Annotated in this window: 11 protein-coding genes and 3 pseudogenes; 7 read left to right on the plus strand and 7 right to left on the minus strand. The window is 59.5% G+C overall.

Annotated features, from left to right (window positions below; genetic code table 11):
• Positions 1 to 229 precede the first annotated feature (229 nt).
• The gene (locus AC27IQ_RS04630) at positions 230 to 721 is read right to left on the minus strand and encodes a zinc-binding dehydrogenase (protein WP_487088551.1); all 492 of its coding nucleotides are present in this window, start codon (positions 719 to 721) and stop codon (positions 230 to 232) included.
• A 701-nt stretch (positions 722 to 1,422) separates the two neighbouring features.
• Between AC27IQ_RS04630 and AC27IQ_RS04635 the strand changes: the two are divergent.
• From AC27IQ_RS04635 to AC27IQ_RS04645, 3 genes and pseudogenes are all read left to right on the plus strand, one after another.
• Positions 1,423 to 1,671 (plus strand): annotated as a pseudogene (locus AC27IQ_RS04635) (DNA polymerase II); the annotation flags it as partial.
• Positions 1,672 to 2,609: 938 nt separating this feature from the next.
• Positions 2,610 to 4,271, plus strand: a complete 1,662-nt coding sequence (locus tag AC27IQ_RS04640) for a hypothetical protein (RefSeq protein ID WP_487088553.1) — start codon at positions 2,610 to 2,612, stop codon at positions 4,269 to 4,271.
• Entirely contained in the window at positions 4,268 to 5,845 is a 1,578-nt protein-coding gene (locus AC27IQ_RS04645) for an argonaute/piwi family protein (RefSeq protein ID WP_487088555.1), read from the plus strand. Before AC27IQ_RS04640 ends, AC27IQ_RS04645 begins: the two co-directional genes overlap by 4 nt.
• Before the next feature lie 63 nt (positions 5,846 to 5,908).
• Here AC27IQ_RS04645 and AC27IQ_RS04650 read toward each other — a convergent pair whose 3' ends face one another.
• The 6 genes from AC27IQ_RS04650 to AC27IQ_RS04675 form a co-directional block, all read right to left on the minus strand.
• Positions 5,909 to 6,331 (minus strand): hypothetical protein, encoded by a 423-nt coding sequence (locus tag AC27IQ_RS04650; RefSeq protein WP_487088557.1) that lies wholly within the window; start codon positions 6,329 to 6,331, stop codon positions 5,909 to 5,911.
• 550 nt (positions 6,332 to 6,881) lie between these two features.
• Positions 6,882 to 8,153, minus strand: coding sequence for a YiiX/YebB-like N1pC/P60 family cysteine hydrolase (locus AC27IQ_RS04655; protein ID WP_487088559.1), 1,272 nt, complete (start codon positions 8,151 to 8,153; stop codon positions 6,882 to 6,884).
• A gap of 6 nt (positions 8,154 to 8,159) precedes the next feature.
• Positions 8,160 to 8,648 carry a GNAT family N-acetyltransferase gene (locus AC27IQ_RS04660; protein ID WP_487088561.1) on the minus strand — a complete coding sequence of 163 codons (489 nt, stop codon included), beginning with the start codon at positions 8,646 to 8,648 and terminating at the stop codon, positions 8,160 to 8,162.
• Between the two features lie 23 nt (positions 8,649 to 8,671).
• Positions 8,672 to 9,052, minus strand: a complete 381-nt coding sequence (locus AC27IQ_RS04665) for a hypothetical protein (protein WP_487088563.1) — start codon at positions 9,050 to 9,052, stop codon at positions 8,672 to 8,674.
• Positions 9,049 to 9,459 (minus strand): hypothetical protein, encoded by a 411-nt coding sequence (locus tag AC27IQ_RS04670; protein WP_487088565.1) that lies wholly within the window; start codon positions 9,457 to 9,459, stop codon positions 9,049 to 9,051. Before AC27IQ_RS04670 ends, AC27IQ_RS04665 begins: the two co-directional genes overlap by 4 nt.
• Before the next feature lie 230 nt (positions 9,460 to 9,689).
• Complete coding sequence (locus AC27IQ_RS04675) at positions 9,690 to 10,103, minus strand: helix-turn-helix domain-containing protein (RefSeq protein ID WP_487088566.1); 414 nt, start codon at positions 10,101 to 10,103, stop codon at positions 9,690 to 9,692.
• Positions 10,104 to 10,797: 694 nt separating this feature from the next.
• Between AC27IQ_RS04675 and AC27IQ_RS04680 the strand changes: the two genes are divergently transcribed.
• From AC27IQ_RS04680 to rtcA, 4 genes and pseudogenes are all read left to right on the plus strand, one after another.
• A complete protein-coding gene (locus AC27IQ_RS04680; RefSeq protein ID WP_487088570.1) occupies positions 10,798 to 11,301 on the plus strand; it encodes an HAD domain-containing protein in 504 nt (167 codons plus the stop codon).
• Positions 11,302 to 11,430: 129 nt separating this feature from the next.
• Positions 11,431 to 12,417 (plus strand): annotated as a pseudogene (locus AC27IQ_RS04685) (RtcB family protein); the annotation flags it as partial.
• Positions 12,418 to 12,556: 139 nt separating this feature from the next.
• A pseudogene (locus tag AC27IQ_RS04690) lies at positions 12,557 to 13,346 on the plus strand (nucleotidyltransferase domain-containing protein).
• Positions 13,340 to 13,902 (plus strand): RNA 3'-terminal phosphate cyclase (rtcA, locus tag AC27IQ_RS04695; RefSeq protein ID WP_487088568.1); only part of this gene is annotated, 563 nt, incomplete at its 3' end. The pseudogene AC27IQ_RS04690 and the gene rtcA, both read left to right, overlap by 7 nt.

The following is a 13,902-nucleotide window of genomic DNA, read 5'->3' on the forward strand; positions in this document are numbered from 1 at the left end:
GCCCCCCTTGATTGACGCTACCAGCTATCGAACAAGGTGGCGCCCTTACATCTGGTTGCAAGCATACCGGATTGGACAGCCAGCCCGACCGTCGAATGAATTCAACAGGTCAAGATTGCCCGGTTAAGGCGCGAGGGCGCCTCAGGCGCCTGGCGCTACCTAAAACGCTTACTCCATGCTCGCACGGCTCCCCCTGATTGGGACACTAGCGAAGCGGCCCATCACCAGGTCAGCTCAAACGAAGAACTACAGACCCTTGTGCTCGGCCCTCCTCCAGCGCTTCCATCTCGGACACTGAGTCGACACGGGGTTTGATGTGGCCGTTTGCAGCAAGCTCGACCACGGCCTTCAGCGCCTCCGCTGCATCGGCGTCACTCTCCGCGTGCACGCTATACCCTTCGATGCGCTTTTCGCCCGCAATGACTTCGAAGGCATCAAACACTGGTTGCATACCGCCGGTGAAACCCAGCAGGACAAGCGTGCTGCGGAACGCCAAGGCCTGTAGCAAGCGATTGATCAGTTCACCTCCCACAGGGTCGAACGCCCAGCGTGCACCTTGGCCGCCGTTGAGGTTTCGGACAAAGGTGTTCAAGTCCTTGTCGCTGGACAGGTCGAACGCTGCCTCGGCGCCGGCCTCAAGCGCATGCGCTGCCTTCTCTGCGGTTGAGGTCACAGCAATGGTCCGAGCACCCAATCCCTTCGCAATCTGCGTTGTAGCCATGCCTACCGAGCCGGTAGCTCCAGACCAGGACGACGTCAACTGGCTTCACTCCAGCAACCCGGGTCAATGCGCGGTATGCCGTCAGATAGTTGACGCTTAACGTTGCGCCTTCATCCAGGCTCAGCGCCATGCGTCACACCACCCGCTGCGACTTGCCTGCAGTGCATTGTCCCGTAGCGCGGGACGGGGCACAAGAAAGCCGATTCTCCCGCCCCTGGGCGTTGAAACGGGCTTTGTAAGACGAGGGCCCGACCGGTGGCAGACCCACTGGACGAAAACACAACCGGACGCCACTATCCACTCGCCCCACAAACACGACACAGGCGCCTAGTGAACAAGTCTCTACCTGGCATCAACCCAACGACCGAAATTCGCAGACATTGCGACAGCCATGCTGATATGAGGCCCGCCCAAGGTGGATGCGAAGTCGGCACCGGCGTGTGGGTCTGTTTGGCCTGCTGGAAGCGCGGGCATCATTTCCGGAACGCCGCAGTCCGGGCCGCTCAGCAGAAGTTGACGCTGGCACCGACTCGCCTTCGCGAGCCGCATACTCGCGGACCTAGGAGTGCGGAACAGCGCCCGGTTTGGCCTGCGAGCAATCCTTGGGGGTGACGTCGGAAGCCCTCCCCCGCGCACATCAGTCTCTCAGTACATCCAGCCCGCCACTGGCGAAGTCAGTGGAAATCTCGCGATGTCGTTGCGAGGTGCGCGCGGCGCGACTCGCCGATGAGTACAACGCTCGTCTCGGGCGGCCCATGCGCTATCAGCGTGGGGGCTGGATTCAATACGTCATGACCAGTAGCGGACCCGATCCATTGGAAGCGCGGCGGTCTCGCATCGACCACGAGCACGACCTGACCACGCAGCTCCAGCCTATTGCTGATGCCATCTTGCAGCCGATGGGTGAGAGCTTCACTGGACTAACGTCTACTCATCGCGGGCTGTTCTGATCTCATCGTTTCCAGAACGACGACAGCGGCTTGTGGCACTCTTTTGAGTGGCCCGCAGCTCAGCTCACGGGTCTGCGTTCTCTTTGCAGAAGACACTAGCGCGAGGAACTCCGCCTCCAAAACTCAGACACATTATGTTACTAGGGCGCTATAGGTAGTGTATTGACCACCAACAAAACGCTACATATAGTCCCACCCACTGTTGATTCATCCAGCAGCATGCTTAGCAAGTAAAGGAGTTTCGTTATGGGTTCCAATACAAAGCAGACATCCTCTGGCGTAGCAAGCCTCGCGGGCAAAACGCTTCAGAGTGGATCGGCCAGCGGGCTTCAGCGCTCATTGGCCGGGTCGGCCCTACGGCAGTCCGGGTCGACTGCCCAGACGGGCGCAAAGCTTGAGGGCCGCGCCTCGGCCGCACTCGATAACTCGCGCTCCTCAGCGACTACAAAGACGCTGGCCGGGTCGGTCGTGTCCCAGTCGAACCGCGGTCGTTAACCGAGGAAGTGGATGTTGCGGGCGCCACGCTGTGAAGCGCCGCGCCCGTGTTTGTCTAGGAACTGCGTGAGAACGAGTACCGCCCTGGCCCTCTGTAGTTTTTATCGTCGCGGTCGTCGTGGTAACCGAAACGCAAGTCGACTCGACGGCCCACTGTGGCAGCCATAGGCCCCGAAGTCCCCACCTGAATGGCGGCTTGAGCACACTGCCCTACGGTAGGAACTAGATTTTCACCAGTCCGTCTTGCCCCACCGTATGCTTAACAGATGTCTGCTGACCGTCTCACTTATTGTCTTGAGCGCGTCTCGTCATACCGAGACTTCGAACGCCTTTGCACCGCGCTCCTCGCTGGTACCGATTACCCGGGAATAGACCCTCTCGGGGGTACAGGGGATGGTGGGCGCGACGCCATCATTCGCGCGGACGGGACCGGGCGGAAGATCGTGTTCGCATACACGGTACGCGGGGACTGGAAGGCTAAGCTAAAGCACGACTGTTCACGAGTTCGGGAGCTTCACCATAACCCCGATACCTTCGTATTCGTATGCACACAGGAGCTGAATGCATCCGAAAAGGACGCCGCGTTCAACATGGTGGAGCAAGAGTTTGGGTGGACGTTGGACTTGTTCGACCTTGAGCGACTCCGATCCCTTCTTGCGTCGCCACAGAGGCACCTGGTCGCACAGCACTCAAGCATCTTTGCACCACCGTTCTTCCCACAGTCCGGCGGGGAGTCGCTTTCCGAGAGTCGCGACACCCTCGTCATCGACCACATGGATGCTGACCACGCGTTAGCCACGTGGCTTTCGCGGCGACTGACACTCGCTGGATTTCGGACCTGGTGTCGCGGTACGGCGCCGCTGGCTGGGGAGAACCCTGATGACAGCGTCAGGAAGTTGATTGAGCTTCGAGCGAAGCAATACTTGCCTATTGCGTCTTCAGCGAGCGTCGCGGATGAACTGTTCCTTGAACGCTGCAGCTTGGCGGCATCGAAAGACTCCCTGGTCCTCCCGTGCCAAGCGTCGGTAGGGGCACACTCACACCTGCCTTCTAGATTGAGGGGCGTTCTGCCTGCGGACTTCTCATCTTCGTGGAATGATGGCCTTCAGCAAGTCCTGCAGCGTATGGCCACGCTAGGAATCCAACCTGACTTCGAGAGTGAGCAAGGCAAGAGCATTGCCCTGGGCGACTACATGCCGACAAGCGTCACCCTCGCAAAGCCTGAACCAGTATTTGCAAACGTGTTCACGTTGCAGCTACCGGAGACGATGCTCATCTATGACCTCAGTGTGGCAATGAGTTCGGCTGAACGCGATGCACTGCGAAAGAAGTGGGCATTCGTCGAAACCAACCCCTATCGATTACTAGCATTCACGCCCCCACCGCCCGATTCAATCCAGACAGCCAGGCAGTACCGCACGCCGGAGTTCGTATGGACCGATTCACCTGAACGGGACGGCAAGAAGACCGAGGACGTTGCGAAGGAGCTTGTTCGCCGTAGCCTCTCGGTGGTTTGCGGAATGAAAGGTCTTGAGTATTGCGATGACCGCGATCTCTACTACTTTCCAAAGCGGGAGCAGCTCGAATGGAATCAGAGAATCCGCCACGTCGACGGTCGAAACACTCGGGTTGCGTTGACCGGTACACGAACACTGGGCTGGGGGGATCGCGCATCGCTCTTTAACTACCACCTCGCGCCTTTGTTCCAGCCTCACCACGATCTGGATGGGACATGGAGCGTCGTTGTGCGCATTTACGTGCGCCCTACTGACTTGGACGGGAAGGTATACGAGCTAAAGGCCATCGGTAGGCGCCGGAAGGCTGTCACCAAGAGCTGGTGGAACAAGGATTGGCTCTCTCGTCTTTTGGGCGTTGTTCAGGCCCTGGAGACAAGCGTTGGTGAGGTGCGCTATGGCGAGGACAAGCGCTCGGTGGTTATGAGTAGCGAGCCGCTTCGATGGGAGTGCCCGGTCAGCCTGGATGTTCTGGCGCTTTCTGGCATGGTTGACCTTGGCGAGGAAATCGCCGAGTTCAAGTCCCGGGATGGAGAGGAAGACGACTCTGCGGAATCCAGCGATCCACAACCAGAAAAGCAATCCGCATGAGCAGCAAATTCCATTTCTTCGGTGAGCCTCTCCTTGAGTTTGGCCATCAGCAGACAGCGGAAGACCCACACGATGGACTCGCATTGTTTGGCCCAGCCGAGACGCGCAGCCAGATGCCCGACAACATCGTCATTGGGACCGATAGGGGGATCGCAGCGTGGAATGCCTGGTGTGATGCACTGAACTCCTCCGCTGCTTGTGTCGATCCAGCAAGACATCGGGCATGGCCGCCCTACCCTGGTTTTGACGTTGCCTTTGGGGTGAAGTGGCCAAAGCCAGTTCGCAGCTATTCGGTGGATGGGCAATTGCTCTCGGACGCTTCGCGCAAGGCAGATAAGCACGACAGAGCTTTCGCCGTGTCACGGCTTTACCTTGAGCAAGTCGACAAGGTCAAGAAGCTCGACGCCCGTCCTGCGCTTGCAATATGCGTGGTGCCCGATGAGGTCTACGAGAACTGTCGACCGAACTCGTCGGTCGCGTTCAGCAAGCAGAGCGACATCAAGCGTAGCGCCGATGAGGTTGCGTTTCTCCGCCAAGCGATCCTCGACAGGGACTCAGGTCAGAAGTCCATGTTCGACATGGACGAGCCGGAAGTTACTGCAGTGCTGGATTCGATGGACTCCTATGTGGAGTCACGAGGCTACTCTCCAGACTTCCGTAGGCAGCTTAAGGGCCGACTGATGGCCCACGACCTCCCGGTGCAGATCATCAAGGAGTCGACTCTTCATATCACCGCGCAGGTTCGCGATGGCGCAAAGGGAACCAACCCCCTCTCCGACCGGCTCTGGAACTTCTCAACGGCCATTTATTACAAGTGCGGAGCCAAGCCTTGGAAGACGCCTTGGGCTCGTGATGGCGTTTGCTATGTCGGCCTGGCCTACAAGCTTGCAGAGAACAAGCGCACGGCGTGTTGTGCTGCGCAGATGTTCCTCGACAGCGGTGACGGCGTGGTGTTCGTTGGTGAATTTGGCCCGTGGTTTTCACCTAAATCCAATGAGTTCCATCTGCCCCCTGAGAAGGCGGAGGCACTGCTGCGCGGGACCATCGAAACCTACAGACAACAAGACGGTAGGCCACTCAAGGAAATTTTCCTGCACACGCACTCCGGCATCACCCCTGAGGAATACAAAGGCTTCCTCCGGGCAGTTCCAGAGGGTGTGAAGCTCATCTCAATCCGCGTGAAGCAGGACCGCGGTGGGCAACGCCTGTATAGGTACGACGAGCATCCTGATGTGGCCAAGCGCGGTCAGCATCCTGTCCAGCGCGGTGTGTTCTGGCAAAAGACACCTCGTCATGGCCTGCTCTACACCAACGGGTTCAAGCCGCGTATCGCGACCTATGACGGCTTTGAAGTACCTGTGCCTCTCTCCGTGACCATCCAGTTCGGTGATGGAGACATCGTGCAGGTTGCGAAGGACATCTTGGGCTTGACCAAGCTGAACTACAACTCGTGTCAGTTGGGCGAGGGCCGCCCGATCACGATCAAGTATTCGGATCGTGTGGGTGAAATCTTGCTTGCAAACCCCGGTCTGACGCAGGACCAGTGGCGCCACAACTTCAAATACTACGCATAACCAGGCGCGGCGGGGAGCGCCCATGGGAGGCAGCCCGTCCAAAAACTCCTTCGAATCAAGACCTTACAAGATGCTTGGCAGCCCAGACGCAGATGAGGGGACGGTTTGCATGTTCGCGGAGGCAGAAAGCCGGCGCAGCTCTATCAGGTCAGCCTCTTTTGGCCGGCAAACAGCACCCAAGCCTGCATCACTGCAGACGGCTTTGGCCACCAGGTGCGCCAAGTAAAGGGTCTGGCGTTCCTCAGGGGTGCCGACTTCAGCGGCGAACTCGCCGCGGCGGCCAGAAAGCAGTTGGAGCGCGGTTGTCAGCGACCAGCGAGCGCCGTGGTCTGCTTTGAGCTGCAAGACAGCTCCATCAAATCCTCTTTCGTTGAAGGCCCAGATAAGCACGACCTGGGCGCACGAGCGCACGAGCGGCAGGTCTGCAGGAGCACTGGCACGGGCTTTCTTTATTTTTTGAAGGAGCGCCGGGCTGGGACTTGTCATCGGGGCAGTTTAGGGCTTGGCTAAGTCGCAAGGCGGATAACCTTAGGTTGATGCCCGAGCTCGTTTATCAATCCAGAAATAGATGCTCGAGAACGTAGCCCACACGATGCAGTGCGCCCACTGTGGCAACTCTTGCCGTTGGAACTGCGTAAAGCCCCATTCCAATGGGAATCCTGCCGCTAGGAGAGTCGTTAGGCCTGCCACGCAGCTGTAAGCAGCACTCTGAAACATCGTGCGATGTGGATCAATGTCGTAGGCCAACACGAGAAAAAGGATGGTGATGCCAAGTATGGTCGTCACGGGAGTGTATGGCCCCGACTGTGCAAGCGTCGCGACAGCAGAAGCCAGTGAGGCAGCCGCAAGAGCGGCTGGGTCGATACCACCGTGGCGTTTCAGTTGTGCTTTGTCCAAGGCCGTTTTTGTATTCATGTTCTGATGGAGTCAAGGGACGATTAGCAACAAGGTCTCGCGTCCGCTGAGTTTCATATCGTATTCGAGCAATACGAAATACGATATGAAATGCCGACCAAGCCGGCAGATAGCGGACACCTTATTTCGCGGGGAATGGCATCAGCGGCTCATCCACTGAGTGCCTGGCATAGCAGTCATCACAGAGCCGGTATGTCCCAGGACCTGCAGGGGGCGAAGTGACCGCGATGTAGTCTCGAGTGGGTTCGCTCGAACACATGGTGCATATGGCCGTGTTCTCTCCCGCCGCTTGCACAGCCTGAGAGACCTTGAGTGACAAACGCGGGTCCCAGTTGGCGAGGGAAAGGTACCACTCAAGGGTATGCGGCAACACTGGCGGAGTGTACTCAGCAGTCAGCAGACCTTTGCGCTCGAGAAACGTAATGGCAACTCTCAGCCGCTGGGTATGGTTCTTCGCCAAGGCCGTGTAGAGCTCGACCTGCAAACGGAAATACTCCAGCGGGTATTGGAGGTGGTACCCCACGTACGCAGCACGCATCTGCGCGTAGTGACTAGGGTTTCGAACCTCCTCTTCGACCACATCTGCACAGTAGTTCTGAGCCCTAGCTTCCGGCACATGGTGCGCGATCAGTTGGTCTAGGTCATAAAGCCATGGTGTCCTAACCACTTGCCTACGCCATAGCTCCAGGTATCCGGACGCATGGATAACTTCAACCAGCCGAGCATCATCTTCGGGATGCTCAATCAGGTGTGTATCAATGTCGTTCAAAGATTCGATACGAGGCGCGATCTTGCGAGCGCCCTTGAGAAGTGCATTGGTGGCGTCACGCATCTCTTTCACTGGATCGGAGTCCCTGCGAGCGGCCTCTTCCTCGGGAGACAACTCAAACATGGCATCGAGCACAGATACCAACGATCCGCACCTCAGAAGGTCCCCCGGCGTGCAGAACGCAGGATTCTTGGACAAATACACCCCGCCAAACTCATAGGCTTGCGCCACCAATCGGGAGCAGAACTGTTTGCGGCCCGGGATGACCCTGAGGCCCAGGCTCTTCACGGCATCGCCGAGGCTGTAGCTCACGCCAATGTGCCCCCGGGCGTATGCGATTACAGCGCTCATCTGCTCAGAGGAAAGTGCCCTCTTAGCCCGAAGCACATAGGCGTTACAACCCGGCTCAATCACCACCCGGGACAGGTTGCGCGCCTGCACGCCCTCCATGGTGGAGTCAATGACGCTTCCGTGGCCGACGCAGAGCATGGCGTGGGATATGTCCGCACGGGTGAACGTCTGGATGGTTTTACTCTTAAAGGAACTGCTTGTGGTGAGCACGATGTCACCTAGCCGAATGTGGTCAACATTGAACCCTCTTGGCTTCAATTTGGAAGTTGGCATAGCGGCCTAAAGTTCGGTTTTTGCGTCAATCCGGCGCCGATAGTGCAGGATGGGCTCATCGGTGATGTCGTCTGCCTGTGTCGAGAGTGGTGCTAGCAGGACTTTCTCGGCGACTTTCTGCGAGGCGATGTTGTCCAGGGCAACGGCGGCCTCGACATAGAAAGATGGCAGCCCAGCACGGCGGTACCCGTGGCGCATCTCCTTCAGGGCAGCCAGCACAATGTCTCGCGCTCTCCCCTGCCCCTGGTAGGCCTCTGCAACGGCCCAACCAGCGTGGAACAACGGCACGCCCTCGTGAATGCCAATCGCAATGAATTGGACGAATGCGACCACCTTCGCACCTGCGACGTAGGCGTACGACATTCGAATTTTTCCATTAGGCTCATCTGCCCAGACCAGCAGGCTGAGGTCAAGCGCTCCGGGTTGGACCGGCATGCCATTCGCTAGTGACTCTTCAAACAGCTTCAGTGTGTTCAATACGTCCGGCAAAGGCATGCGCTTCTCATTGACATTAAGGCCTACGCTTTAGGCGCAACGACCGAGTTGCGGCGGATTGGAATCACGCTGCCACCACGCAAAGCTGCAAGCTCGCGTTTGAGGGGGAAAACCTCCCTGACGAGCGATAGCTCGCGCTCCAAGGCATCGTCCAATTGTGTCTGCAGCTGCTTCTTCTGTGCGCGCAAGTCCGCCTGGACATTCTTCGCAGACGGCACTTCTGCGGCGACGTCTCTACTTGCAGCGTCGATAGCCTTAATCAGGTCCGCGTGTTGTGGCCGCGATTTCTTGATGCTGCCCTTCTTGCGACCGGCCTCTAGCGCCACAGTGTCGTTGTTGATCTTGTCCTTCTTGCGCTTCAGCCGCTCAAGGACACCGTAGTAATCACCGATTGCATCACTCATGTTGTCGCGCCGAAGTACCGGCTCTTCGCCTTATTCAAGGCATTCAATGTCGCACGTTCTGCCCTGAACTCAATCGACTCAGGTGTCGATCTTTCCAAGTAGGCGAACCGAGACTCCTGCGCCTTGAGGACCCGGTTGAACTTGACAGGGTTCAACACCATGTTTCGGCAGTCTTTCTCAAGGCACTCTACAGGTAGCCATTCGATTGGATTTACCCCGCATGCCGTCGTGCTGGCACACCCGCTCAGCATTGTCTCCTTGTAGGCAATCTCACCTTGCTTGAGCATCTGCAGGCCTTCTTCCCTGCTGTAGATTGAGATTGGAGACGCAATGCCGGCCCCATTGACCGCGGCGCGCACGACGATGGCTGCTTCATTGGTGCTGAGGGTTCCGGACACCGGCGCCACGATGCTCTCGCCCTCGGACCTAGGATGCGAAACAGAGCCGGAAATGGCTAGTTCGTAGAGATGGCTTCGGAAATTTCGATGCCTCAGGCAAACCCTAATTAGCTGGGCCCATGCTCAGAAATCCTGCTAACCCGAACGAGAGACAGGGCCTAGGTTGCTCATGAACCGCCCATAGTCCAACCAGGGCCCGCGGCGCCAGCCCCCAGGGTCTCAAGCTCGCGGTGCGACGACTAGAGGCCCGCCTTAGGTGGCCTGCCTTTCTTGCGTTGATCTTCCAATTCCGCAACAGCCTTCACGAACAATGGTCTATCAGAGACCAACTCGTCCACATCTCTCAAGAGGTCCGCCGGCTTGACCTCCAGAGCAGCGGCCACCTTCAAGAGGCTCTCAAAACTAAGATTCGTGACCCCACGTTCAAGCTTTTGAATAGCGTTGCGGGTGAGCCCCACATGATGCGCGAACACCTCTTGGGACAACGCGCGCTGCTGGCGGCGACTTCGTACAACAAGGCCTAGACCAATCTTCCAAACCTCAACTGCGTCCATCTCAAGCACTCGTGAAAGGGCAACAGTCTCTTCTGGATGGCCATACAAAATAAACCATCTATTATTGGCATACCATAGAATGCATATCTTGATCTCCATGATCTAACCTTCGTGGGCCGGTCAATGGACTCCCAGGAAGCAACTGAAAGTCGGCCGGCAAGTTCTCTCACACCGGAATACCTGTACCAAGTAAGGGGGAGAGCTTTTCTTATGTCTGTATACGCAAAAGGAGGCAGAACGATGGCACGCCAAGAGGACGCGCTCACCGGGGTACGACTCGAGTATGTATTTGCTCGGGCTGCTGGATTCGAAGTGATTGGTACTGAGCGCGGTCCCTTTGCCTTGCACTCCGAGGACGAGAACAGCATTGTGATTTTTGGATCGAACCCGTCGACAAGACATGGATCGTTTGAGCGGACTGACGCGGAGGTCCCCTTTGGGATGGCAAAAGAACTTGGTGCGACCTTCCGAGTAAGTAAGGGACTGGTGATATGCGAGATAGGGCCAATAGCTGCCTCCGGCTCAAGCTATCTCGAGGCCACCCTTAGAGCGCTGGTTGCTCACTTAGCGGAGAAACCTGACCGCGATCCATCGATTCCCTAGTCGTTGGAAGCCAGAACCATACGGGACAGAGCGGCTGTACCGCCTTGCAACATCTGGAAGACAAAAGGAGGCGACACCGATGATTGGAATGGGGGCCCTTCCAATAAATGACCAAAGCGAAGCAGAGCCCAACGTCCCACTGCATGCGCACAGAAACCGTGTCCCTCTCGACATAGCTCTGTACCTTGATATTGATGGGGTGCTGCACCATCACGCCGTCATGTGGCACCACCGTCGGGGCATCTTTATGTCGCCACGCGAAGCGCCTGGGCACGAACTCTTTGAGTGGGTTGAATATCTAGAGGAGGCGCTTGAGCCGTTCCCCAAAGTAGCACTGGTTCTCAGCAGTTCATGGTGCGTCAAGCCCGGATATGGAAAGACGCTTAAATGGTTTCCTGAGAAGCTGCAGCAACGCTTTGTCGGAGGTACGTTTCACAAACTTGTCCACGGGGCCGACCCTTGGGCTATGTCTGCGTTTAAATCAATGTCTCGCGGAGCGCAGATCGTCGCCGACGTACGTCGTCGCCAACCAAGGGCGTGGATCGCACTCGACGACGACACAGAAGACTGGCCGCTCGCTGAGACTCATCACTTGATTGCTTGTGATGGTCAGAAAGGGTTATCTTGTGCCACCGCTCGTGGGGAACTAGCCGCGAAACTGGCTGAGCTTAGCGATGTTGCGATGACCGGTTGAATCCGCCGAGAGAAGGATCGGGTGATGCGTGTCTGTGGGCGATTGAAAGCTGGAGCAACTGTTACCTGACCCCCAACCAGCAAATACACAGGGCCACCCGCCCAGTAACAGTTACCTTGTAGTAAGAATGGGTGCGGAATGATGGCGTGCAAGACGACGCTGCACGCCAACGACCTGCCGGACAACCTGGGCCCGCTGCGCTCCGCGATCGAGAAGGCCGTGCCGCACGGCAGCAACCCGCGCCGCATGGGCCGCGACAAGGGCGCCTGGGAAACGCCGCCCGATGAGAGCGATGCGGCCTGGGCCGCCCTGAAGGGCGAGTTCGACGCGATCTGCGAGGACTACCCGCGCTTTGCCAACACCAACCACCACAAGCACCTGGGAACACTGGGCACCGGCAACCACTTCATCGAGGTGTGCCTGGACGAACACGGTGGCGTGTGGTTCATGCTGCATTCGGGCTCGCGCGGAGTGGGCAACGCCATCGGCACGCACTTCATCGAGCTGGCCAAGAAGGATGCCGAGCTGCACCAGCGCAACCTGCCCGACCAGGACCTGGCCTACTTCGAGGAAGGCGCCCGGTATTTCGGCGACTACGTGCGCGCCGTGGGCTGGGCGCAGAAGTTCGCGCGCGCCAACCGCGAGGTGATGATGCAGCGCGTGATCGCGGCCGCCCGCAAGGTGATCGCCAAGTCCTTCGAGGCCCATGTGGAAGCGGTGAACTGCCACCACAACTATGTGAGCCGCGAAACGCACTTTGGCGAAGACGTGTTCATCACCCGCAAGGGCGCCGTGAGCGCCAAGGCCGGCGAACTGGGCATCATTCCCGGCAGCATGGGCGCCAAGAGCTTCATCGTGCGCGGCAAGGGCAACCCGGAGAGCTTCATGAGCTGCAGCCACGGCGCGGGCCGCAAGATGAGCCGCACCAAGGCCAAGAAGCTCTACACCATCGCCGACCAGATCGCCGCCACCGAAGGGGTGGAATGCCGCAAGGACGCCGATGTGATCGACGAGATCCCGATGGCCTACAAGGACATCGACGCCGTGATGGCGGCGCAGGAAGACCTGGTGGAAGTGGTGTACACGCTCAAGCAGGTGGTGTGCGTGAAGGGATAGCGAGCGCACCACGGCCCACCATTGGATCAAGACCAACGCACGAGGAGCGTGCGCTGAAAGCATGGACATGCAAAAGACAGAACCCCGAGAACGGCTTCATTCCGCCCATCCGATCGAGCCCGCCATGCGCGGGCAGATCATGGATGCGCTGCGTGACATCGAGGCGCAGCACGCCGTCACCATCCTGTTCGCCTGCGAATCGGGCAGCCGCGGCTGGGCTTCGCGTCGCCCGACAGCGACTACGACGTGCGCTTTCTCTACGTGCACCGCCTGCCCTGGTACCTCACGGTCTCGCCCGGGCGCGACGTCATCGAGGTGCCGATCAGCGGGGACCTGGACATCAACGGCTGGGACCTGCGCAAGCGCTCGGGCTGATGCGCGAATCGAACCCCACGCTGCTGGAGTGGCTGCGCTCGCCCGTCGTCTACCGCGAGGCGGCGGACACGATGGCCCAGGTGCGCGCCCTGGCGGCGCAGGTGTTCTCCAACGCCAAGGCCTGGCACCACTACGCCTCCATGGCCAAGAAGAACTTCCGCGAGCACCTGCAGGCCAACGTGGTGCGCTACAAGAAATACCTGTACGTGCTGCGCCCGCTGCTGGCGGCGCGATGGATCCGCACGCGCCCCGGAGTGCCGCCCATGCGCTTCGCCGAACTGGCCCAGCACACGCTGGATGCGCAACGCGATGCGGCGCTCATCGAAGAGATCAACGCCCTGCTGGCGGTGAAGATGCGTGCGAACGAGTCGGCCACCAGCCCACGCTGGCCCGGCATACACGCATTCATCGAGGCCGAGCTGGCCGCCAATGCGGCGCAGCCGGTGCAGCCCCTGCCCATTGCCGGGCATGCCGGGCTGGACGCCCTGCTGCACGACACTGTGCTGCGCTTCGATCCTGCCCATGGCGGCGCCGAAGGGTCCGTGCCATGCTGACCCTCGACGGCTCCCACGGCGAGGGCGGCGGGCAGATCCTGCGCACTGGCCTGGCGCTGTCCATGGTGACCGGCCGGCCGCTGCGCATCGACCGCATCCGCGCGGGCCGGCCCAAGCCAGGACTGATGCGCCAGCACCTGGCCTGCGTGCAGGCGGCGGTGCAGGTCTGCGGCGGGCAGGCAGAAGGGGCGGAGCTGGGATCGCAGGCGCTGCAGTTCACGCCCGGCCCGGTGCAGGCGGGCGACTACGCCTTCGCGATCGCCGGGGCCGGCAGTTGCCTGCTGGTGCTGCAGACCGTGCTGCCCGCGCTGATGCTGGCTGGCGGGCCCAGCCGGGTGCAGCTTTCGGGCGGCACGCACAACCCCATGGCGCCCCCGTTCGACTTCCTGCAGCGGGCCTTCGCGCCGCTGGTGCGGCGCCTGGGCGCGGGGCTGGAGCTCACGCTGCGGCGCCGGGGCTTTTATCCCGCAGGCGGCGGCGAGGTGCATGCGGCCATCGCGCCCGCGGCTGGCCCGCTGGCGCCGTTCGATCTGCTGGACCGCGGCGCGCGCCGCAG

This window comes from Acidovorax sp. KPB24-07 (assembly GCF_057543315.1).